Origin of the sequence: Oscillibacter sp. MSJ-31 (assembly GCF_018918025.1) — a bacterium.
Classification (GTDB): Bacteria; Bacillota; Clostridia; order Oscillospirales; family Oscillospiraceae; genus Hominicoprocola.
On record NZ_JAHLPT010000001.1, the window covers coordinates 229,729 to 250,694 of the forward strand.

Consider the following 20,966-nt stretch of genomic DNA (forward strand, 5'->3'; position numbering starts at 1 on the left):
AAGGCGCAGAAAAGCAAGCCGGGAGAGAAAATTTCTTTCTTCCGGCTTTGCCGCCGTTGCGAATCCTATACTTTTGCTGCAAGTTTAGCTTGCTAACACGGTATGTTCTCTGATATAATGTAAGCGTATCGTAGGGTTACTGTACCCTTTGCAACAGAATTGTCATTATGTGCGCCCGTGCCGCAACAGAATTGTCATTATGTGAGCAGCACGCGGCTGACGCGCTCCAGCAGCTTCATGTGCTGCCGCCCGGTTTCCATGGTGTAGATGCGCGTGGTGTTCACGCTGGCGTGGCCGAGGATGTCCGCGAGCCGCAGAAGGTCCTTTTCCACGCTGTAAAAGACGCGGGCGAACAGATGCCGCAAAGAATGGGGAAAGACCTTGCGCGGGTCCACCCCCGCCCGCTCACACAGGGCTTTCATGCGCCGCCAGACCGTGCTGCGGTCCAGCGGCGTTTTGTTTTTCGAGAGGAACACGCTGCCGGTGGTGACGCCGGCCTTTTTCATATAGCCCAGCAGGAGCCTTCGCAGCGCGGCGGGAATGAGGATCACGCGGGTTTTCCCCTTGTTGCGGACGGCAGCGCGGCCCTCCCGCACCGCCTCGGCGGTGATGTGCCGCAGCTCGGAGACGCGGATGCCCGTGCCGCAGATGGTCTGCATGACAACGCCGATCTGCGCCCCGCCCGCGGCGCGGACAAGGCGGGCGTATTCCTCGCGGGAGAGCTCCCGTTCCTCACTCCCGAACAGCGTCCGCTGGACGCGCAGGGGCTTCACCCGGCAGTCGGCGCGGCCGGAAAAGGACAGGTAGCTGTTGATCCCCGCCAGCATGGAGTTGACGCTGGCGGCCTCGTATCGCTCTGTCAGTCCTTCCTTGTAGCAGACGGTCAGCTCCTTGGTGGGCTTGCGCCCGTCCAGCCAGCACAGGAAGGCGCGGGCGTCGCGCAGATACTTTTCTATCGTGGCGGGACTTTTCTCGTTTTCGCGCAGGTGCTTTTCAAAGGCTTGCAGCTCGTTCATGGTGTCGTCCTCCGTATCGTTTTTCTTAGCTTGCTCACAGAGGTATTGTACGATACGGGGCAGAAACGCCCGCGCGATAAAAAACGCGCCCCACGGCGGGACGCATTTCAACATTGGTTTATCCGTTTGTTTTTTCAGAGCCTTGCGGAAAGACCTGCACGGTCAGCTTTTGGGGATGCAGAACAAGAACAGGTTTTTTCAGCTCTTCCAGCGCATAGCGCAGCGCCCGATCCTCCGCCCGGTCAGCATTTGCGCTCAGATCGTGAACTGCCAGCACCATATCCGACCGCTCAACGATCTGCTGATAAGCTGAAAACTGAGCATCCGGCTGCTCATAGGGTGAGATACAGTCTATATCCGTGCAGCTTGCCAGCATCGCAAAATAGCGGTCACGGAGCTGCGGTGTCCATTTGGTCGCCTGCCCTTCGTGGGGCAGGACACAGATCAAACGAAGGGCCTGGTCATTCTCCCGCAGCGTGTTGACGATCTCTGCGGCGTATAGCCCCACACCATGATCGCAAGCCACCTGAAACTCTGTTATCCCGCATTGGTGCAGCTCCATGATGCGCTGTGCCAGCTCCAGCTTCATGCAGCGGCATTGAGTGTCCTCCTCGTCAAAGCCCCACGGAAAGCGCAGAGGATACTGGCCAATGACCGCACAGCGATGAATCATCACGCCCACCTGCTTTCTCTCTCGGTTTCCGTCATCTGCTCTCTTATACTATACTATTGCTCGCTAATTAAAGCAATAGCTTTCTGATATATACAGAAAAGAACAGCGAGAACCCGTATAATTTTCTTATCATCAGAAAGGCAGGACACTGTATGAGCAAAGAAGTATCCTTCAAGAATCGTGACCGATTCATACAGCTTGGGATCGCTATTGCCGCGCTTCGCAAAATGCGCGGCCTGTCACAGGAGAAGCTGGCGGAAAAGGCCGGTGTCAGCCGTTCTCTCATCAGCACGATTGAGGCGCCTAATCTGGCGCACAGCTTTTCACTGGATGTGTTCTATGATATTGCCGATGCCCTGGAGGTCGATCCTGCCGATCTCCTCAACGCATCTGTATTCCCCGACAGGATATTGAAATCGAAATGAGCCAAAATGCGTCTCAAAATGAGACGCATTTTTCGACGCTTTACGCGCCAACAGCTGTATCTGCTTTACATATCGCATCAGTTGTTGGCATCTGCACCGGCGGTTGCTGTCGCTTTAGGAAAAGAAAAAGCAGGCCCACGCTACCGATACGGCAGTGTGGGCCTGAAACAATGTGTCTCGATTTGAGACGAATTTCGACAGTGCTTACAGAGCGATGGGATCTTCCACATCCTCCATGAACAGATCCATCAGGTCATGGTTGGCTCCAACATTGGTTACTTCAAAATGGTTGACGCAGTGCTGAAGCCACGGGAAGGTATCGCTCATATCCCGGATCAGATCGAAAATCTCCAAGTCTGTGGTTTTATATAGAGAATGATAGCCGGAATACTGCTCATGTGAGAAGCTGCGCCTGATCAGGAATTTCTGTATCTTCTCATAAGCGCCTTTGGGGCGGGATTTGGAATAGTGTTCTTCCAAATCCTTGATCCGTAAATCAAAATAAAGAGCCTTAAAGCGCTTGGCCTCTTTTCTCGCCATTACGCAGCACTCTCGCGGTGGGCATAATGATAGAGAACATCCTCCACGGTGAAGTCTGCTTCGTTTTCTCCGTCATCACTGTTGTACCAAAGCCACTTGATGAGATAGGCCATAAACCACTCCTTGTCCTTCAAGGTGGTGATAAGTCGGCCAAAGGTGCCGTAATCACGCGCCATCCCGTTTCCATAGTAGCAGATCGTCCCGTCAGAAAGTGTCTCTCTGCGGAAATGATACTTGGCAAAGGATTTATCCAGTGCGGCATAAATGGACTCCGGGGCATACTTATGATCCGCCTGCATCTGTGCATCATTGAATTTGATTTCCAGCTTCAGCATGGTATCGCCTCCTGTCGCCTGAAAAATACCATCTTCTACACCCATAGTATATAGGATGGCTCTTTGATTTGCAATATATTTCTCCGTCGAAAAAAGTCAATGACCCGAAAAGCAGCCCGGTCTTGCAGCAACCGCAAAGCCGTCCGTTCCCGTGATGACCACATTGTTGTATCCGCTGGCGCAGTGGATCACCAGCAGGCTGCCGTCCTCGGCTCTGCCGCAGACGATACCTGCATGGGAATTGTCCGGGTAAAATACCAGATCACCGGGCTGTGCGTCCGACCACGAAATATCAGTGCAATAGCTGTGCTGCATCGTGGCGCCGCCGCCATGGCCGATGATGTAGCTGCCGCCTGTGGCATTGTAAAAGGCCCAATCGACGAATCCTGAGCAGTCAAGCCCGTAAGGCCGATAGGTGCCGGTGGTGGAGCTGCCTGCGGCTGTGACCTGCCGCAGCTCGCCCCAGCGGGAATCCCAGCCGATTACGAGGCTCTTTATAGCGATAGGTAATCCACCGCTTTTATCCCGGTGTTACCGGGACAGTCAGGGTGGATTTTCCCCCGCTTCACACCGTGCTTGCGACTTTCACCGCACACGGCGCACCATCAGTGCAGATTATTTGTTGCGTGTATGTGAAGTAACCAGTTTATTCCTAAAACCTTTGATTTTCTTTTGCGCTTCGCTGTCGAACTCACCGATATCCTGATTAGGGTCGTTCACAGCTTCAAGGCATTTTCTGTGCATAGAGACCAGATTGTTGACACGGTTCACTTGATTCAGCGGGAGATAGGGGTTGACTCTGTGAGCGCAAGGCGCAGTTGATATTAACCAACCACCGCAGACCCGGCATTTAAGCCTGTCACGGTTAAGCGCATAGGCCCTGTTCATAATGAACTCGAAATTGTTGAGTTGCCCCCATTTGCTGTAACAGACAGCGCGGGATGTACTCTCTGAGTACATCTCATCCAGCCGCGTATTCATGCGTTTCTTTTTTGTGCGTTTGAAATAACGCTGTCTGCCATCTTCCGAATATGGCGTTTCTGCCTGTGTTTTCACGGGCGTCATTTCCCACTGGCAAAAGGAGAGGGCGGTAAAGCCAACATAGATATCGCGATATTTTATCGAGGGGATTTTCTGCTGGTGCTTTTGATGAATATGGGATAGGTTTTGCGTTTGATTTGCTGGTATCCATCTGCCACCGTATTGCTTTATGCGCGCCTTGGAAATTATTTGCAATCGGTGGGAGTGTCGCCGCAAGGCGACGCTGACCCATGTACAGCACTGGTAGTATTGGATAATCCCTCGAACTTGGCTGTTGATGCGATTGATTTCCCCGATGAATTGTTCCTTGCTAAAATTTCTGGGAATTTTCTTGATATCCTCTGCGATACTGTCAACTTTCCGCTGTAACCGTTCTTTGTCTGGTATTGTCTTTGTAATATAGCCTGTTCTGCTGTTTCCCGGTATCATTTTGAGTTCATAGCCGAGAAAGTGGATGTGTTTTCTCCGCACATCTGTTATCAGCGTTTTTTCTGTGGATAATGTCAGCTTGAGTTTGTCTTGCAGAAATGTTTGCAATCTGGATTTCCATTGTTCGGCATGGGCGCGGGTGTCTGTGATGATGACAAAATCGTCTGCGTACCGTATGAGCCATCCCGGATTCAGAGAGGTTTGATAAAGTGACCTTCGCTTGGTTCCCGCAGTCCGGTAAGTTCGTCGAGTTTTCTTATGTTCCCACTGCTTTGTGACCCACTCATCCATTATGTCCAGATAGGCATTGGCCAGCAGCGGACTGATAATTCCGCCCTGTGGGGTTCCGTACTCGTTTACGGTGCATTCATCCATGATCCCGGCTCTCAGCATAGCCTTGATGATTTGCAACACACGCCTATCTCTGATACCGATGTGGTACAGGCGGTTTAGAAGAATTCCGTGGTCAATGTTATCAAAGCATTTGCTTATGTCTCCCTCAACAATCCAGTATTTAGCAGATGTGTGCGCTACCTGATTGATGCGCGCCAGCGCCATCGCGGTATCACGCATGGGCCGAAACCCGTAAGAATGCTCAAAGAATTGTGCTTCCAAAATCGGTTCCAGCACAATTTTTATACACTCCTGTACGATGCGGTCTCGAATAGTAGGTATGCCCAGCGGACGTTTCTCGGCTTTTCCTGGTTTGTCGATATATTTCCGGCGTATCTTCTGAACTTCAAAGTGCTTAAATGCGTTTTGAATATATTCGATCAGTTCCACTATGGTACATTGTGGGGCATAATGCAGACAGCGGCTCATCATCTGCTTGATGTGCCTCTCTCGCTGGGTATTGGGGAGCCGGTCAAAAAGCGCTACATCTCGGACGAGTTCAGGGTAGTCCATTAAAATCACACTCCCACGGTGGACATCGCCCTCCATGTACTCTGTGTGAAGCATCAGAGTTAAAACCGGCCAGCAGGTCTGTACTTCAAACATAGCGAGAAACCCATTGGCATCACTGCCGGCGGTATAGACCTCAGACAGTGCCATCAAGCGAAAACGGTCTTTTTGGGCCAGAAAGAGATCATCGCTATATCCGTTTTGCGCTAAAATCTCCAGTTCTGCTTTCAGACTGTCACAGTTGATGGGTTGGTACGCTGCGGTCAGCTCCAACACTTTGCTCAGGTCTGCTTTTATCAGCTTTTTCATGGCAGCTCCTTTCTTCCTGTATTTTGATTTGGGCCTGCACGGCTGGAATATCGCCTTCGATGCGAGCGCACAGCTTCAGCTCCCGGCGCAGTATCCGCAGCCGTGCGGTGATCGTGCCAATTTCCTCGGAGCAGGCCGCATCCTCCGGCAACCGTCGGTGCAAACGATAAAGATCGGCACGGCGGTCAGTCAGATTGTCTATCTCTGCTTGCAGTGCGTCCATCTGCATGGCCAACTGTTCCGTGCTGTCGATCCGATTTTTCCGCAGATAGTAGAATTGCTCCTGATAGCGGTCAAAGCGGATGATCTCCTCCCGCGAGACAGCGGCGTTGCGCCGAGCCCGCGGCGTTCTCAGCAGGTAGAGGTATTTCAGATACAAAAGCCTAAGCCCTCTCGCTCGAACTGGCTTTTTTGACCATTGACCGCACACGCGGTAACGCCGCCCGTAGGGGAAATACCTCTGCGGCAGGATGGGTGTGCGGCTGCTGATCTGCGGCGCTGCGGCGGTGCGTCCGGCGGTCAGACGCGATAATATCTCCGCTTCACTGTATCCCGCTCCCAGCTTGTCCAGCCGCAGGAATCGCTGGCCGCCTGGCGGCTTGATTGCCGCATGAGACACTTGGGGAGATCGCTTGACTTGATAGCCCATCCGCATCAGCTCGCTCCAAAAGGAGCGCATGGTGTAGGCACTGCTGATAGCGGCGTCTATGTCCGCGCGGGCAAGCCCTCGGAAACTTGGCTTCCCAGCCCGATGCGCTTCCCATTCGGCGCGGTCGGTGGACGGATTGCCGGGCTCAATAATCGACAGGCCGTGCTCCAGACAAATCGCATCCGATGTGCCGCGGATGCCTACCCCGGCACTGCCCAGCAGATCCGTGATGCGGTCACGATACATGGCTCCGTCCACGAAGGAAACGCTGTTGAACACGATATGAGAGTGCAGATGTGCTTTGTCCAGATGTGTGGATACCACGACCTCGTATCTCTCTGCCAAAAGGCGCAGGGCCAGCTCTACACCTATCGCATGGGCCTGCTCCGGCGTGACCTCGCCGGGGGCGAAGGACTGGATCACATGATAGCCCTTGCGCTTGCGGTCGAGCTTCCCCCAACGGCGCTTGGTATCCGTCATGTCCGCATAGGCTCTCTCCCGGTCACAGTTCAGTGCGGTTTCAAAGCAGTCCTGCTCGGTCTTATCCCGGTTCATAGCGTAGTTCAGTACCGTTTCCAAAGAGGTCTTTTCCGCGTTCTGCGTATAGCCCAGGCACCTGTCCAATCGGCTATGAATGACAATGATCTTTGTGTATGCCATTCAAAGCCGTTCCCTTACAAGCCGTGTGGCCTGCCGCACCAGATGCAGCGCTTCCGTGATCTCGTCACCGGTGGCGGCACCTCTGGCGTTGGCTTGATGGGCCAGTTGGTTGATGTTGTTCCCGATGGCGGACAACGCGCGGAGCAGGTCGGCATAGGCATCGGGGGGACGAGGGCGGAGATTTACGCCCATAATGAGCTGCCGCACCAGCGGCTCCTTTTTCAGCCCGGTCACTTCTGCCTGTCGGCACAGGTGTGCGTACTCCGCAGCGTTCAGGCGAAGTGTCATAGTTTTATATGGCTTTATCGGCTTGTTCCCCCTTTCGGATAGACAGATTGTTTTTCTCTCGCACTTTGCGGGTTTGCGGAACGGTGCGGCCCGCTTCCCGCTCCGCCCAATAGTCCGGGTGATACTGCTGAATGATTCGGTTGATTCCTTCTTCAAACTTCACCGGGTCGCTGATCCGATCCGGCAGCGTCCACATCCCACGATCCAGCAGCTCACGAAGTACCACCTGTTCACAGCAATCCTCTTCAAACCAAAGACAGCCGTTTTCACGAAAGCCGCATTTGCGTGCGGCGCCGGACAGTTCAAGATAGGCGGGCCATTCCGCCATGATGCCGCCGTGGCCGGGTGTTGTGATGAGGTGGATACCGGGATACAGCGTTTCAAGAGCCTGTATTTCGCCCCATGGCGAATAGTCGATTTGCACGGGCACATCACTCTCCTTACAAAAAAATAATGTGTCTCAAATCGAGACACATTTCGACGGGCGGCACGGGGTTTTAGGGGTACGCCCCTAACCAGCGGAATTTTGATGTCAAAATTCCATGCTGGCTGGGACAGCGACGCAGAGCGCCGCTGTCCTACCGTGTCGGGGAATATTTCTTTTTGATCGTGTGGTTTTCCTTTTGGGGATGCTGTTTCTTAGGAGCGAGAGTAGGCACCTCCAGCATATCCGCGTCGTCCAAGCAGTCCAACAGGGCATCCACTTGGCCTTGATCCGGGCGTTCCGGCTCTTTAGTTGCTACCATGTAGCCCTGCATCAACTGTCCGTTGATGGAAAAGCGGTCTTTATGCTCTGTCGGGATTGGTGGGCATATCTCAACAAACAGGTCAGCGTAGGCTGCAATACGGCCTTGCAGATATTTCTCCATAGACGCTCTATCCCGGAAAATTTTTCTGTCCTGACCGGCTATCTTCCAGCCATCGCCGGAATAGTCCGGGTTATGCGGCGTGTTGAATGTAACTGACCATGTGAGTTCCCATGATTTCGGGACAGATTTTTCCAGCGTCCTATCCCATTCGGTGTGTTCATACTCGCGCCATGAAAAGCGGTACACCATATTGCTCATTTCATGGTTGCCATATTCATTGACCGTCCATCGGTTTGAGGTATGAGGTGTAGGCGGCGTTTTGACATATTCCAGCGCCTTCATGTACTGTTGGGTCTGCTGTGCCTGTTTTGACCATACTTCCACTGCGGCATCAATACGCTGACATAGTTCTTTTTCACGGACAATACTCTCGGCTTTGCGTTCCAGCAATTCATCCACGCTGCACTCGATCAATTCACAAAAGCCATCGCGGCCGCGTTGAAAACTGATGTACTCGCGGACTTCCAACTCCCGCCCCGGTTCTAAACGGCTGTATCCCATGACACACCGCCTATCTTACTGGAACGGACTTTTTGCGTTCAGCCTTCTTTTCAGAAATATGCACTTTCGGCTTCTCCGCTGGAGGTACTGCGGCATCCGCGTCATCCAGACAGGCCAGCAGGTCATCAACGGCCTTCTTGTTGGGTTCTTCCTTATCTGGTGGAGCCAGCGTGTACCCTGCCGCCAAATAGCCGTTGATACTGAACATCCGTCTGCACTCATTGGGGACTGGTGGGGAGATTTCTCGGAACAGGTGACAATACAGGTCAAACCGGCCTTGGATATAATGCTGTGCGGCCTCCATGCTGGGGTATTTTTTCTTATCCTGCCGCGCGACATAGATACTGTCTCCCCAATAATTCCGGTAGTTGCTGTCTGGTTGTTTAGGTGCGTTGTAGATGATTCCCCAGCTGACGAGGTAAACATCGGCGGCCTTTTCATAGGAGATTTTATATCGCATTTTATAGGTGCGGTTGCTGATCTCCCATATCCCGTTTTTGTCCTGTTTCCACTCATTGGAGGTATGCTCGACCTCTGGCGTTTGCAGATAAGCTGCGTATTGACCGCTTTGAAAAATATCTGACACACCCTGCTCTAATTGATCTGTCAGTGCCTTCAGCCGTTCGCTTGGGGAAGCATATTCCTGCATGACAGCTCACTCCCGCCCCGGAGGGTCATTCCGGTTTTTTTCTTGGCCGGAGCTGCCTGCCGCTTTGGGCTGCACCTTCATCGTGATGGGAGTATTGCCTGCTGCTCCAATCAGGATTTCTGCACAGTGAAATTCCTTCTTGTAGGCTTTGACCTGCTCCGGGGTCAAAGAACAAAAGTCCTCTTCGCCCAAGCCGCACACAAAAAATGGGCCAAATACGCCGCCATATCCGCCGGGCATACTGCGGTTAAAGGGCATCCCCAAAAGGATACCCTCATCATTACAGACAACCGCGGACCTATCCGCAAAGGGATAGATGGCCTGGATCGTTCCGCCTACGACCTCCTGCATCTCATGCAAGCCGTTGATCTCCGCTTCATACGGAGCATACCCCGGCTTGACAATTACAACCGTCATGCTCTATCACCTCTCCGGTTCAGATTTCTTCTTAGGTTCCTTCTCGGTCTGCATCTTCATTTTCTGGCGTTCCAGCGCCTTTTTGCGAAGATCCATCGCCTCGAACATCGTGCGCTTGACCGTAGCGACGGTGGTTCCCTTGTCCGGGAAGTAGGGGCGCAGCTCGTCGTCCTGGAAAGTGACCTTTAGTGGCGGGTCGATCTCCCGCTTGGTGGGCGCGACGGACTTTTCGATCTTCTGCGTGGTCAGCGTACCGGCTCGGCTTTCCTCCTTGAGCTTGACCGCCTCCGTCTTAGAGGGAACTTTCCCACCCTCTTTTTCAATGGCGTCCGCAAGCGCCTTCTGTTCGGTAGGCTTCATGTGGGAAATCTGCTCGGCAGTATCCAGCGGCAGTTCCTTTTTATCCACCATCTTCTTCAGCGGCTCCTCCAACTGATTGACACGCATCAAGCGCTGCACGCTGGCACGGCTCATGCCCAAATCCTCACCGACCTGTTCATCGCTGCGCTTCATCGGCTCTTTGCCTGCCAGAATATCCGCCTTGGAGCGGCGGCCGGCCTTGCGCTTCAAAGCATCCAGCTTCATCTGCGCGGCGCGAGCCAGTTCGGAGATGGGAATATCCTTGCGGTGGAGGTTTCCGTCTACGCACTGGATCTGCGCATCATCCTCATCTACACGCTCGATCAGGACAGGAATGGGATAATTCAGCTGTGCGCCGATGTCGTGGCGGCGATGGCCGGAAATGATCTCAAGGCCGCCGTTGCGGCCGGGACGGCAGAGGATGGGCTCGCGGATGCCGTAGGTTTTGATGGACTCAAACAGGTCTTTATAGTCCTGCGTTTCACGATTCACCGTAAACGGGTGGTCGAGGAAGTCTCTCAGATAGGCCGGATGCACAGCCATGCTGAAAATCTCCCCCTCGTTGGGGATGGGTAGCTTAAAGAGGTCCGCCTCTGTCGGAGCATCCAACCGATCCTCAAACACCTTGGTTACGGCTGAGCCTTTCGGTCCATCCGCAGTACGGGTAGCGGCGGTCGCAGGCTCCTTCGGCTGTTCGACCGGCTTCTGTGTCTCTGCTGCCTTAGTGGATTCGGGTGGCTTCTTGCTCTCCTCCTGCCTGGCAGGAGTGGTCGGCACGGCGGCGGGCTTGCCGTCCTTGGCCGCATTATCATCCCTGGCAGGCTCGATGGGCTTCTTGCCCTCGTCAGGCTTAATGGGAGCAGGCGGTGCAGCGGCGGGTTTGCCGTCCTTGGTCGCCTTATCATCCTTGACAGGCTCGGCGGGCTTCTTGCCCTCCTCCTGCTTGACGGGAGCAGGCGGCGCGGCGGCGGACTTGCCATCCTTGGCCGCCTTGTCATCCTTGGCAGGCTCGGCGGGCTTCTTGCTCTCGTCAGGCTTAATGGGAGCAGGTGGCGTCGCGGCGGACTTGCCATCCTTGGCCTCCTTGTCATCCTTGGCAGGCTCGGCGGGCTTCTTGCCCTCCTCTTGCTTGACGGAAGCAGGCGGCGCGGCGGCGGGCTTGCCATCCTTGGCCGCATTATCATCCTTGGCAGGCTCGGCGGGCTTCTTGCCCTCCTCCTGCTTGACGGGAGCAGGCGGCGCGGCGGCGGGCTTGCCATCCTTGGCCGCCTTATCATCCTTGGCAGGCTCGACGGGCTTCTTGCCCTCGTCAGGCTTAATGGGAGCAGGCGGTGCAGCGGCAGGCTTGCCGTTCTCGGTGGGGCCGACGGCCTTGTTTACCTCAGCAGCCTTGACAGGCAAGGCCGCGGCGGCAGGTGGTTTCGCCTCCGTTGGCGGCTCAGTCGGTGCGGGGGTGGGTGGCGCTCCGGCAGCGGGTGTCCGAAATGCGCCGATCAGCGGGTTTTTCTTTTCATTGGACATGGTTTTACCTCCTAAAGATTTATGTCGAAAAATGTGTCTCAATTTGAGCCGCATTTTCAACCAAAATTAAGGGCCGAAGTCATGTTGGACTTCGGCCTGATAGTGGTTATTCATGGTCAACGGCGCGTTGAACAGCGTGGTTAGCAGGTATGCGCGGATATTGCGGACTTGGGTGGTATTGCGGCGCAGGCACTCGAAAACATAGACCATCCGCGTGTAGTCCAGTTGGTAGAAACGCGCCTGCACCTGCGGAAGAGGGATATTCTCACCGCCGATCCGCACCATCGGTTGCGTGGAACACATTGTATCGGCCATCAGCCCTACAACCTCGTCTACATCCTCGGGGTTAAACTGCTGGCAAAGGAGATGGTACTCGATGTTTTCCTTAATCTCTTTCAGATATTCGCTTCTATCCATCCACCCCGGTTTAGCGATGAAGGAAGCGGAAGGTGATGGATGGATAGATTGATTTTTATAGCTGAAATCAGTTTGATTAGATTCAATATAATTACCGTCCGATTTTCCGAAGTCTGCACTTCTGAAAATCGGAAGTCTTGACTTCTGCTTTTCGGAAGCCTTGACTTCTGATTTTCCGACTTCTTGACTTCCGATTTTCGGAAGTCTGGGAAGCTCCTGCGGCGCAAGGGATTCAGCGGTTATCTGGCGTGTGGTGAAGCGCTTGACATAGATTTTTGCCGGCCTTCCTTGCCCTTGTTTCACGCGCTCGATCAGCCCACAGCCTTTGTCTGCGTCCAGTTCGGACAGCAGCTTGACAGCTTTTTCGTGGCCGCAGCTCAAGTCCTCCTGAATCTCATCCAGCGTGTAAAAAATATAGACACGGCCAGCGTCATCATACCAGCCATTCCGGGCAGATAAGCCCATTCGGTCAAGCAGGAGGCCGTATAGCAGCTTTGCATCAGTGGATACTTTTTTGAAATGCTGCCCCGTGATAAGCTGGCGGGGGATGCGATAAAAAGAAAATTGGCTGCTCTCGTCTCCATAGTAATAGTCATATATCATGTTCTCCGCCATGTTTTTCCTCCTTACAGCCAGAAAAGAGCATGAAAAAAGGACACCATCTTTTTCAGATAGTGTCCTTTTTCGACCTGTCACTTTTGGCGTCTGTCAATAAAGTTAGTATTCTCAATGCTTTTAAGGGACTTCTTTATCGACACACTCCTTCCGGCAGCGGGAGCTTTTTTCGTTACTGGGTCTTCGTTCAGCTGCGGACCTCGATCACGCGGACCACACCGTCTCTGACGTAGAGGTTCATCGTGCCGCCGTAGGCGAGCGCCGCCTCGGCGCCGCCGTCGAGCCAGCTGCCGCCGTCGCGGTTCCAGCACAGTACGTCGGAGGGCACGGTGTAGGTGCGGCCGCCGTAGTTGACCGCGGTCTTGCCGATCCACGCGGAGGAGGAGACGTCGCCGAGCTTATCGAGCGCCGCTACATTTGTATAAGAGTCGTTGACAATCTTGTAGGAAACAAAGTCGCCAGAACGAACACTATACGAAGAGTCTTTCGTCACAGGTTTACCATCGCCGCTGTCAATTGCAATTTGCTGCTGTTCGTAGTCTCCAAATGTTGCATCATGCACTGTTCGTTTGCCGACACCTGTCACTCGACCGTAGAGCTCGTCACCCGTGCCAATCAGCACGATCAGGTCGATCTCGCCGCTCGCGTTCGTGCGGGCATAGGAGATGCGGCTCTGCGGGACGGTGGTCTCGGTCAGGTCGCTCAGATTCTTGAGCTCACCCTTGTCGAAGATCATCACGCTGGAGGCGAGCTTCTTGCTGCCGAGGGTGCCCTCGCGGACATTCAGATCGCCGCTCACGCCGCCGGTCTTAGCGTACAGCCCCACCGAGGTCTTGGAGGAGGACGAGATGCTCACGAGCTTGCCTTTGAGGTTTGTCATGTCGGGCTTGATTCCATCGAGCACAAGGTCGATGGTCGTGCTGCCGCAGAGCAGCTTCACATTACCGTCGGAATCCACGATGCCGATGGCATTGCCGCGCGCGGAGTAGTCGTTCTCCACCGCGCCAGCCACCGTGCCGTCGCTCGTGAGGAGGATCGTCATGGTCTTGCCGGGCTTGAACTTGCTCAGGCTCTGCTGCGCCGTGGGCAGAACCTCGAACTGCGTGCCGCCGAGCACCTTGATGCTCACGGGCGCGCTGGGTGACGGCTCGCAGCTCTCGTAGTAGACCGTCACGCGGGTGTCGCAGGCGTAAACGGTGTTGCTCACCGCGTCATAGGTCACAACGTCGTTCTTACGCAGGGCGGAAACGGAGCTGAGCACGCCGTTGCGGTAAACGGTGTAGTCGGTCCTGCCGTCCGTCAGGGCGCTGATGCCGCTCGTGGACTTATCCGCCGGGAGAATGACCGCCGCGTTGCTGACCGCCGCACCGGTGGTGCTGCTGGTCTTGGGAACAAAGGTCATGACCTTGCCGTCGTCGTTGGTCAGCAGATGGCCCTTGAGGCCGTTGAGCGCGGAGGAGCTGCTTGGACGCACCAAATCGAATTTTTCAGACTTGCCGTCGACGTTCACGCGAATGGTATTGGCGGAGAGGGAGATGAGCGTCGCCTCGCTCCCTATCTTGCAGCCGGCGGGCGTGTAGCCCTTGCCGTCCTTGCCCGTGCTGAGCACGTTGACAAACAGCTGCGCCGCCTGCGCGCGGGTGATGTTCGCGCTGCCGGTGAGGTTCACGCCGGCGCTCACGCCGGTGGACTTGGCGAGGTTGATGTAGCCGTCGGGCCAGATGCCGCCGCTGTCCTTATCCGCGAAGCCGAGCACGCGCATAAGGATGGTGACCGCCTGTCCGTAGGTGATGTAGCTGTCCGGCTGGAACGTGCCGTCCGGCAGACCCGCGAGCAGCTTCGGCTCGCTCTGGCGCACGGCGAGGTTGATGTAGCCCGCCGCCCAGTGCGTCGCGCGCACATCGGGGAAAATGGTCACGGTCTTGTAGCGCATGGCGTCGCTGCCCTTGCCCATGAGCACGACCACCATCTTGCAGAATTCCGCGCGGGTGAGCAGACCGCTCGGGTTGAACTGCCCCGCGCCGTTGCCCTCGATCACGCCGAGCAGCCGCAGGACCTCCACATTCTGCGCCGTCTTCTTGTCCGTCACATCGGAGAAGCTCTCCGCCGCCGAGGCGGGGATCGCCGCTGCCGAGAGTGTCAGCACAAGCGCGAGCAGCAGGGAAAATACTCTCTTTTTCATGTTCTTTCTCCTCTCATTCCGCCCGCAGCGCTTCGACCGGCTGGAGCTTGGATGCCTTGATGGCGGGGTAGCTGCCGAAGAGCACGCCCAGCGCGACGCTCAGCGCGAAGGCCGCGATGGTGACCCACGGCACGGGATAGATCGTTTGCTGGTAGATGATGCGTCCGAGCACCACGCTGCCGATCGTGCCGAAGAGGATGCCGACGATGCCGCCCATGCCGCAGAGCATACCTGCCTCGATCAAAAATTGGGTAACAATGCTCGAGCGCTGCGCGCCGATGGCGCGGCGAATACCGATCTCGCGGGTGCGCTCGGTCACGGTGACGAGCATGATGTTCATGATGCCGATGCCGCCGACGAGCAGCGAGATCGCCGCGATGCCGCCGAGCACCATACCGATCATGTTGAACGACTCATTCTGGTACTGCTGCCAGTAGTCCGCCGCCCGCACCTCGTAATCGCCGCTGCCCTGCGGAACAAGTCCCTTGAGGAAGCCGCCGATGTAGGCGATGGCGGTGTTCGCCGATTCGCTGTCGCGCGCCTTGACAATGTATTCCGTGAAGCGCGCGCCGCCAAGCACGCGGCTCGCCGTATAAGGAAAGACGACCATGTTGTCCATCTGCTTCACGCTGTTGTCGCCCTCATCGCCGCGCGCGGCGTAAACGCCGACGACGGTGAAGTTGTTGCCGTTGACCTTGAGCGTCTTGCCGACCGGATCGACCGTGCCGAAAAACTGCTTGGCCATCTCCGCGCCGATGACGCAGACCTGATTATAGTTCTGAATGTCCAGATACGCAAGGTCGCGTCCCTTGGCAACGGTCAGATTGTTGCACGCGCTGTACTGGTCGGAGCCGTAGTAGAGCGACGGCGGACCGCTGATGAGATTCCACTGCTTGTCATACTCCGTCTGCATCGTGGAAGAGTTCTTCGTGCCGTAGATCACGGTGGCGTTCGCCTGTCCGTTCGGCGTAATGCCGATGACATATTCCCTCAGTCCTTGGCAGTATTCGTAAAGGTCGGGGAAATAGTCCTTGCTGACGTCGTTGCCGTCCGCGTCGTACATCCATGAATAGATGCTCACCTGAACGCGGTTCGCGCCCATCGCGGAAAACTGCTTCATCATCTGTGCCTTCATGCCCTCCATGACCGAAACGATGGTCATGACGGCGGCAATGCCGATGAAGATGGAGAGGATCGTCAGCGCGCTGCGGCCCTTCTTGCCGATGATGGAGCGCCACGCCATTTTGAAGGCCTGTAAAATGTTCACAGCCAATCCACCTCCTGCTGCCGGTCGTCAACGATCTTGCCGTCCGCAAGGCGGACGCAGCGCCGCGCGGTGGCGGCGATGCCGTTGTCGTGCGTGATGAGAATGACGGTGCTGCCCTCCTTATTGAGCTGCTGGAGGAATTGCAGCACCTCGTGGCCCGTTTTGGAGTCCAGCGCGCCGGTCGGCTCATCCGCCATGATGATGGGCGGGCGGGTCGAGATGGCGCGGGCGATGGCGACACGCTGCTGCTGGCCGCCGGACATCTGCGTTGGCTTATTCCTGCGGCGGTCAACAAGGCCGACGCGCTCGAGCGCGTGGACGGCAAGCTCGTGCCGGTCGTCGATGCCGATGCCCTGATAGACAAGCGGCAGCTCGACGTTCTCCTGCACGGAGAGCGACTGGATGAGGTTATACTGCTGAAAAATAAAGCCGATCTCCTTGTTGCGGATGCGCGAGAGCTGCATATCGCTCAGCTCGCTCACGTCCGTTCCCTCGAGCAGATACTCGCCGTAGGTCGGCACGTCGAGGCAGCCGAGCACGTTCATCATCGTCGATTTGCCAGAGCCGGACTGTCCGACGATGGCAACGAACTCGCCCCGGTCGATGGTAAGCGAAACGCCGTCGAGCGCGCGGACCTCGCTCTCAAGGCCCTCGGAGTAGATCTTATAAACGTCTCGCAGTTCGATCAATTTCGCCATGGCGCTATCCTCAATATACCATGCCGTAATTGTCCCAGCTGGTGGCGGAGCCGGTCATGTACTGCGTAAAGACCTCGTCGCCCTGCTCCACGCCGGACTTGATCTCGACATTGTTGTTGTCCTGAATGCCGATCTCGACCTGCACGGGATAGAAGCCCTCGGGGATCGTCTCGTCGGAGTACGGCAGCTCAATGGCATTGTCGGGCATGCTGTCCGCCTTGAGGTAGACGACCGTGGCGCTCGTGCCGTCCTCAAGTCCCACCGTGCGCACGGCCTGAATGGGCAGGACAAGGCAGTTTTCGCTCTGGCTGGCGGTGAGGCTATAGTTGATGTTGCTGTTGATCTGCAGCGTACCGTCCGCATTATCCGCCTCGATGGTAAAGGGATAGGTGGCGACACCGTTATTCACGCTGCTCGAGAGGCTCACGGAGCTGATCGTGCCGAAGCTCGGGTTGCCCCACTGGTTCAGATCGACGCCCATGCCGACCTTGAGGTAGCTCACATTGCGCTCGTCCACCGTCGCGCTGATGGTGACGGTGTTCGTGTCGGAGATGGTCAGCGCGGTCGCGCTGGCGGTGATCTCCTGCCCGGGTGTGATGCTCAAGCCGATGACCATACCGTCAATGGGCGCAACGGCGTTTGCGTAGGCGGCATTTTTTTCCGCCTCCTCCAGCTCCTTCTGTGCCTTTTGCAGGCTCTGCTCAAGGTCGAAAATGGTGTTCTCGGTGTTCTCGCCGTTGACCTGCACCAGCAGCTGACCGGCGGAAACGGAGAGATAGTCGATCAGATTCGTCGCAACGACCGTGCCGGCGGGAATGCTCAGCTCGCTCGTGCGGTAATAGTCCAGCTTACCCGCCTCGTAGGGATAAACGGTCTCACCGTTCACCTCCACGGTCGCGGAGGCCTCCATGTCCTTGGCGAGCACGCCCGCGTTCGGGACCACGATCTCCGCGCTGAAGAGCTCAGAGCCCTCGCTCGTCACGCGCTTGACCATATGTACCTTTTCCACCGTGCCCTCGACCGTTGCCATCAGCGCGGGGACGGAGACCTGCACGGTCTGACCGGCGTAAAGCTCGCTCTGATAGGCGTAGCTGTAATACTGCGTGAGGCGCATCCGCGTGTCGTCCACGAGCTTGGCGACCCCCCGCGCGTCGACCTCGTCGCCCACCGTTAGCTGCGCGGTCTCAAGCAGCTTACCGGCGTAGGGCGCCGTCAGCGTCAGCGCCGCAATATCCTTGTAGGCCGCATTGAGCTTCTTCTGATAGCCCTCTATGTTCGTCTTTGCCTCGCGCACCTTTTTCTCCGCATCGGGAGAATCATAGGTAAAGAGCGGGTCGCCCGCGGCGACCTTTTGCCCCTCGGTCACGAAGACATCGCCCACGGTGCCCGCGGTCGCAAGCGTGATGCTCTCGCTCTTCTTCGCCTTGACCATACCGCTGCCTGAGACCATTGAGGTGATGGAGCCGTAGTCCACAATGGCAGTGCCGATCTCCGCCTCACCCTCCTTCTTTCCGAATTTCTTAAAGAGGGTGAAGCCGACCGCAAGCACCAATACGGCGGCAATGATACGGCGCACGATCTTTTTGCGCTTTTTCCTGCTCTTCGGCGGCGTTGGAGCGCTGCCCGGTGCGCCGGCAGGGGTAGGCGTTTCTACGGCGCTCTGCGCCGGCGTCGTCTGCGCGACGGGTTCCATCGTCTGTTCCATGTTGCTGTTCTTCCTTTCCCGGATTTGCTGTGTGTAATACACTTCATACAGTATAACACAGGTTTCTTAAGAAGTCTTTGCGAAATGGTTACAATTTGGATACAAATTGTAACCATTTCTCTGTGCTGTTTTTAAGACGAAATTTCTTCCTCTTTTGTTCCTGAATTTTCAAAAAATTTATATTCTTTTTTTCGCGTCTGCGCGGCATGGACAAGCAGGCAGACGATGAACACGCTGCTGCAGTAGCCGAAGACCGGATAGACAACGCTGATGAGGTCGCCGAAGCCGACGCTGCTCGCGGCGTAGCCCAGCGCTCCCAGCGCGAGAATGAACCATCCGCGCCGCTTCTCCACGCGCTCTGACCGCGCCGAGGCGTAGGTCGTGATGGCGACGGTCATGGACAGCGCCGAGCCGTACATACACAGCAGGAGCAGGATGCCGTAGACATAGCCCAGCGGGCGGCTGAGGCCGTAGGCCAGCGCCAGCATCGGCAGCTCCGCGTCCGCAGTCTCCGGCACGGCCATCACCGCAAGCAGCACACTGTAAGCGATGAGCAGAAGCAGCGCCGTGCCGAGGAGCACGCCGCGGCGCGCCGCCCTTTTGGAGGACGCCGCCTCGCCGAGCGGCGCTAAAATGCCGACCGAGCCGAAGAAATTATAGAAAGCGAAGGTCACCGCGCCGAAGGCCGCGCTGCGCATGAGCGGATTGCTCCCCTCCGCTGCGCCGAAGGCCGGAAGGCTCACGCCGTACCGCGCGAGTGCCATGCCGCCGAAGAGCAGCGTGAGCGCGACGATCACCGGCACGATGAGCGAAAAGGCTCCCACCGCGCCGCGCAGACCCCGCAGCGCCACAAGCGTCACGAGCACAGCCATCAGCGTCCGGCCGAGCCACGTCGGCAGCGAGAAAAGCTGCTCGAGCAGCGCGCCGCCGCCGGCGTACATGATCGCTATGACGCCGAAGAGCAAGATCAGCTGCAGCGCAGACGACAGCTTCCGCAGCCACGCCAGCCGCTCCCACGGCACGAGCACAGCGTCCATCTCCGCAATGCCGGTGCGGGAAATGATGTACATCAGCGCCAGCCCAAACACCGCCAGCAGCGCCATCGCCGCAAGCACGCCGAGCAGTCCCCCGCCGCCGAACGAGCCGAAAAACTGCCACAGCTCCTGCCCCGACACATAGCCTGCGCCGAGAAAGGAGCCCGCAAAGGTCAGGCCGATGCTGCCCGCGTTCCACTTCTTCTCTTCCAAATCCGATCCCCTCCGCTGTTTCTTCCGTAAGCTCCGCTTATGATACCGTTTTTCGCCCGCAGCGTCAAGGGATTTTGGGGCAAAGAAACTTTACGCTTTCTACACATTTTCTTCTTGATTTTTTTGTGTAACTTGCTATAATCAAATTTATGTTTTTTATCCATATCAAACATACAAACATTTTGAAGGAGTGAACCGGCAATGAGCAAGACCTACATTCCCGCCCACTATCACACGCCGCTGAACGTTTACGAGATGCAGCGCGCCATTGAATTCATCAAGAGTAATTTTCAGGTCAACCTGAGCAACGCGCTCAATCTGCGCCGCGTTTCCGCTCCCCTCTTCGTGGAAGAAAATTCCGGTCTGAACGATAACCTCAACGGCGTGGAGCGCCCCGTCAGCTTCGATATCCCCGACGTCGGCCACAACGCGCAGGTCGTGCAGAGCCTCGCCAAGTGGAAGCGTCTGGCGCTCAAGCGCTACGAGTTCAATGTCGGCAAGGGCCTGTTCACCGATATGAACGCCATCCGCCGCGACGAAGAGGTGGACAACCTCCACTCCATCTACGTCGATCAGTGGGACTGGGAAAAGGTCATCGACGCCGGCGACCGCAACGTCTCCTACCTCAAGCGCACGGTGCGTGACATTGTCGGCGCCATCGTCGAGACGAACGACGCGCTCGGCATCGCCTTCCCGAGCCTGCACACCAAGCTCTCCCGCGACGTGTTCTTCATCACCACGCAGGAGCTGGAGGACAAGTACCCCGACCTCACCCCCAAGCAGCGCGAGGATGCCATCTGCCGTGAGCACGGCACCGTCTTCCTGATGCAGATCGGTCTTACCCTGCACTCTGGCATCAAGCACGACGGCCGCGCGCCCGACTACGACGACTGGACGCTCAACGGCGATCTGCTGTTCTGGAACGACGTCCTGGGCCGCGCGTTTGAGATCTCCTCCATGGGCATCCGCGTCAGCCCCGAGTCCCTCGACCACCAGCTCACCGTCTCCGGCTGCGACGACCGCCGGGAGCTTCCCTTCCACAAGATGCTGCTCGCCGGCGAGCTGCCCCTGACCATGGGCGGCGGCATCGGTCAGAGCCGTCTTTGTATGCTGATGATCGGCACCGCCCACATCGGCGAGGTGCAGGTCAGCCTCTGGGACGACGACACCCTCAAGACCTGCGCGGACGCCGGCATTCTGCTGCTGTAAGCGTACATCGGAATCGAACAAAGGAAGCCGCGGCATTGCCG

At 56.5% G+C, this 20,966-nt stretch carries 21 protein-coding genes; 2 read left to right on the forward strand and 19 right to left on the reverse strand.

Features of this window, described 5'->3' with window-relative positions:
• Positions 1 to 197: 197 nt before the first annotated feature.
• Both KQI17_RS01015 and KQI17_RS01020 read right to left on the reverse strand, forming a co-directional pair.
• Positions 198 to 1,016, reverse strand: coding sequence for a tyrosine-type recombinase/integrase (locus KQI17_RS01015; protein ID WP_216494348.1), 819 nt, complete (start codon positions 1,014 to 1,016; stop codon positions 198 to 200).
• A gap of 118 nt (positions 1,017 to 1,134) precedes the next feature.
• Positions 1,135 to 1,689, reverse strand: coding sequence for an SLOG family protein (locus KQI17_RS01020; protein ID WP_216494349.1), 555 nt, complete (start codon positions 1,687 to 1,689; stop codon positions 1,135 to 1,137).
• Between the two features lie 152 nt (positions 1,690 to 1,841).
• Between KQI17_RS01020 and KQI17_RS01025 the strand changes: the two genes are divergently transcribed.
• The gene (locus tag KQI17_RS01025; RefSeq protein ID WP_216494350.1) at positions 1,842 to 2,114 is read left to right on the forward strand and encodes a helix-turn-helix domain-containing protein; all 273 of its coding nucleotides are present in this window, start codon (positions 1,842 to 1,844) and stop codon (positions 2,112 to 2,114) included.
• Positions 2,115 to 2,318: 204 nt separating this feature from the next.
• On the opposite strand, the gene KQI17_RS01030 is transcribed toward KQI17_RS01025, so the two are convergent.
• The 17 genes from KQI17_RS01030 to KQI17_RS01110 all read right to left on the reverse strand — a co-directional run bounded on the left by KQI17_RS01030 (position 2,319) and on the right by KQI17_RS01110 (position 19,716).
• Positions 2,319 to 2,654: a hypothetical protein gene (locus KQI17_RS01030; protein ID WP_216494351.1), complete on the reverse strand. Its 336-nt coding sequence runs from the start codon at positions 2,652 to 2,654 to the stop codon at positions 2,319 to 2,321.
• Positions 2,654 to 2,989, reverse strand: coding sequence for a hypothetical protein (locus KQI17_RS01035; protein ID WP_216494352.1), 336 nt, complete (start codon positions 2,987 to 2,989; stop codon positions 2,654 to 2,656). The genes KQI17_RS01030 and KQI17_RS01035 overlap by 1 nt, the downstream gene beginning before the upstream one ends.
• Positions 2,990 to 3,085: 96 nt before the next feature.
• Entirely contained in the window at positions 3,086 to 3,493 is a 408-nt protein-coding gene (locus KQI17_RS01040) for an NlpC/P60 family protein (RefSeq protein WP_216494538.1), read from the reverse strand.
• A 111-nt stretch (positions 3,494 to 3,604) separates the two neighbouring features.
• The gene (locus tag KQI17_RS01045; RefSeq protein ID WP_253285612.1) at positions 3,605 to 5,671 is read right to left on the reverse strand and encodes a reverse transcriptase domain-containing protein; all 2,067 of its coding nucleotides are present in this window, start codon (positions 5,669 to 5,671) and stop codon (positions 3,605 to 3,607) included.
• Positions 5,598 to 6,980 (reverse strand): relaxase/mobilization nuclease domain-containing protein, encoded by a 1,383-nt coding sequence (locus KQI17_RS01050; RefSeq protein WP_216494353.1) that lies wholly within the window; start codon positions 6,978 to 6,980, stop codon positions 5,598 to 5,600. Before KQI17_RS01050 ends, KQI17_RS01045 begins: the two co-directional genes overlap by 74 nt.
• Positions 6,981 to 7,268 carry a plasmid mobilization relaxosome protein MobC gene (mobC, locus tag KQI17_RS01055; RefSeq protein ID WP_253285613.1) on the reverse strand — a complete coding sequence of 96 codons (288 nt, stop codon included), beginning with the start codon at positions 7,266 to 7,268 and terminating at the stop codon, positions 6,981 to 6,983.
• 4 nt (positions 7,269 to 7,272) lie between these two features.
• Positions 7,273 to 7,692, reverse strand: coding sequence for a hypothetical protein (locus KQI17_RS01060; RefSeq protein WP_371821936.1), 420 nt, complete (start codon positions 7,690 to 7,692; stop codon positions 7,273 to 7,275).
• Positions 7,693 to 7,846: 154 nt separating this feature from the next.
• Positions 7,847 to 8,638 (reverse strand): hypothetical protein, encoded by a 792-nt coding sequence (locus KQI17_RS01065; RefSeq protein WP_216494354.1) that lies wholly within the window; start codon positions 8,636 to 8,638, stop codon positions 7,847 to 7,849.
• Positions 8,639 to 8,648: 10 nt separating this feature from the next.
• Positions 8,649 to 9,287 (reverse strand): hypothetical protein, encoded by a 639-nt coding sequence (locus tag KQI17_RS01070; protein ID WP_216494355.1) that lies wholly within the window; start codon positions 9,285 to 9,287, stop codon positions 8,649 to 8,651.
• Between the two features lie 6 nt (positions 9,288 to 9,293).
• Positions 9,294 to 9,704: a DUF3846 domain-containing protein gene (locus tag KQI17_RS01075; protein ID WP_216494356.1), complete on the reverse strand. Its 411-nt coding sequence runs from the start codon at positions 9,702 to 9,704 to the stop codon at positions 9,294 to 9,296.
• A 6-nt stretch (positions 9,705 to 9,710) separates the two neighbouring features.
• The gene (locus KQI17_RS01080; protein ID WP_216494357.1) at positions 9,711 to 11,585 is read right to left on the reverse strand and encodes a ParB N-terminal domain-containing protein; all 1,875 of its coding nucleotides are present in this window, start codon (positions 11,583 to 11,585) and stop codon (positions 9,711 to 9,713) included.
• Positions 11,586 to 11,651: 66 nt separating this feature from the next.
• Entirely contained in the window at positions 11,652 to 12,617 is a 966-nt protein-coding gene (locus KQI17_RS01085; protein WP_216494358.1) for a DUF6017 domain-containing protein, read from the reverse strand.
• Positions 12,618 to 12,804: 187 nt separating this feature from the next.
• The gene (locus tag KQI17_RS01090; RefSeq protein WP_216494359.1) at positions 12,805 to 14,799 is read right to left on the reverse strand and encodes an S-layer homology domain-containing protein; all 1,995 of its coding nucleotides are present in this window, start codon (positions 14,797 to 14,799) and stop codon (positions 12,805 to 12,807) included.
• 13 nt (positions 14,800 to 14,812) lie between these two features.
• Entirely contained in the window at positions 14,813 to 16,066 is a 1,254-nt protein-coding gene (locus tag KQI17_RS01095; protein ID WP_216494360.1) for an ABC transporter permease, read from the reverse strand.
• A complete protein-coding gene (locus KQI17_RS01100) occupies positions 16,063 to 16,764 on the reverse strand; it encodes an ABC transporter ATP-binding protein (protein ID WP_216494361.1) in 702 nt (233 codons plus the stop codon). The genes KQI17_RS01095 and KQI17_RS01100 overlap by 4 nt, the downstream gene beginning before the upstream one ends.
• Positions 16,765 to 16,774: 10 nt before the next feature.
• Entirely contained in the window at positions 16,775 to 18,469 is a 1,695-nt protein-coding gene (locus KQI17_RS01105; RefSeq protein WP_216494362.1) for an HlyD family efflux transporter periplasmic adaptor subunit, read from the reverse strand.
• 131 nt (positions 18,470 to 18,600) lie between these two features.
• The gene (locus KQI17_RS01110; protein ID WP_216494363.1) at positions 18,601 to 19,716 is read right to left on the reverse strand and encodes a hypothetical protein; all 1,116 of its coding nucleotides are present in this window, start codon (positions 19,714 to 19,716) and stop codon (positions 18,601 to 18,603) included.
• A gap of 201 nt (positions 19,717 to 19,917) precedes the next feature.
• Here KQI17_RS01110 and asnA point away from each other — a divergent pair, with 201 nt between their 5' ends.
• Entirely contained in the window at positions 19,918 to 20,925 is a 1,008-nt protein-coding gene (gene asnA, locus KQI17_RS01115; protein WP_022019335.1) for an aspartate--ammonia ligase, read from the forward strand.
• Positions 20,926 to 20,966 lie beyond the last annotated feature (41 nt).

Excerpts from the sequence above, each read along its gene's own strand:
- KQI17_RS01015 (WP_216494348.1), bottom strand. The coding sequence starts at position 1,016 with ATGAACGAGCTGCAAGCCTTTGAAAAGCACCTGCGCGAAAACGAGAAA.
- KQI17_RS01020 (WP_216494349.1), bottom strand. The coding sequence starts at position 1,689 with ATGATTCATCGCTGTGCGGTCATTGGCCAGTATCCTCTGCGCTTTCCG.
- KQI17_RS01025 (WP_216494350.1), top strand. The coding sequence starts at position 1,842 with ATGAGCAAAGAAGTATCCTTCAAGAATCGTGACCGATTCATACAGCTT.
- KQI17_RS01030 (WP_216494351.1), bottom strand. The coding sequence starts at position 2,654 with ATGGCGAGAAAAGAGGCCAAGCGCTTTAAGGCTCTTTATTTTGATTTA.
- KQI17_RS01035 (WP_216494352.1), bottom strand. The coding sequence starts at position 2,989 with ATGCTGAAGCTGGAAATCAAATTCAATGATGCACAGATGCAGGCGGAT.
- KQI17_RS01045 (WP_253285612.1), bottom strand. The coding sequence starts at position 5,671 with ATGAAAAAGCTGATAAAAGCAGACCTGAGCAAAGTGTTGGAGCTGACC.
- KQI17_RS01050 (WP_216494353.1), bottom strand. The coding sequence starts at position 6,980 with ATGGCATACACAAAGATCATTGTCATTCATAGCCGATTGGACAGGTGC.
- mobC (WP_253285613.1), bottom strand. The coding sequence starts at position 7,268 with ATGACACTTCGCCTGAACGCTGCGGAGTACGCACACCTGTGCCGACAG.
- KQI17_RS01065 (WP_216494354.1), bottom strand. The coding sequence starts at position 8,638 with ATGGGATACAGCCGTTTAGAACCGGGGCGGGAGTTGGAAGTCCGCGAG.
- KQI17_RS01070 (WP_216494355.1), bottom strand. The coding sequence starts at position 9,287 with ATGCAGGAATATGCTTCCCCAAGCGAACGGCTGAAGGCACTGACAGAT.
- KQI17_RS01075 (WP_216494356.1), bottom strand. The coding sequence starts at position 9,704 with ATGACGGTTGTAATTGTCAAGCCGGGGTATGCTCCGTATGAAGCGGAG.
- KQI17_RS01080 (WP_216494357.1), bottom strand. The coding sequence starts at position 11,585 with ATGTCCAATGAAAAGAAAAACCCGCTGATCGGCGCATTTCGGACACCC.
- KQI17_RS01085 (WP_216494358.1), bottom strand. The coding sequence starts at position 12,617 with ATGGCGGAGAACATGATATATGACTATTACTATGGAGACGAGAGCAGC.
- KQI17_RS01090 (WP_216494359.1), bottom strand. The coding sequence starts at position 14,799 with ATGAAAAAGAGAGTATTTTCCCTGCTGCTCGCGCTTGTGCTGACACTC.
- KQI17_RS01100 (WP_216494361.1), bottom strand. The coding sequence starts at position 16,764 with ATGGCGAAATTGATCGAACTGCGAGACGTTTATAAGATCTACTCCGAG.
- KQI17_RS01105 (WP_216494362.1), bottom strand. The coding sequence starts at position 18,469 with ATGGAACAGACGATGGAACCCGTCGCGCAGACGACGCCGGCGCAGAGC.
- asnA (WP_022019335.1), top strand. The coding sequence starts at position 19,918 with ATGAGCAAGACCTACATTCCCGCCCACTATCACACGCCGCTGAACGTT.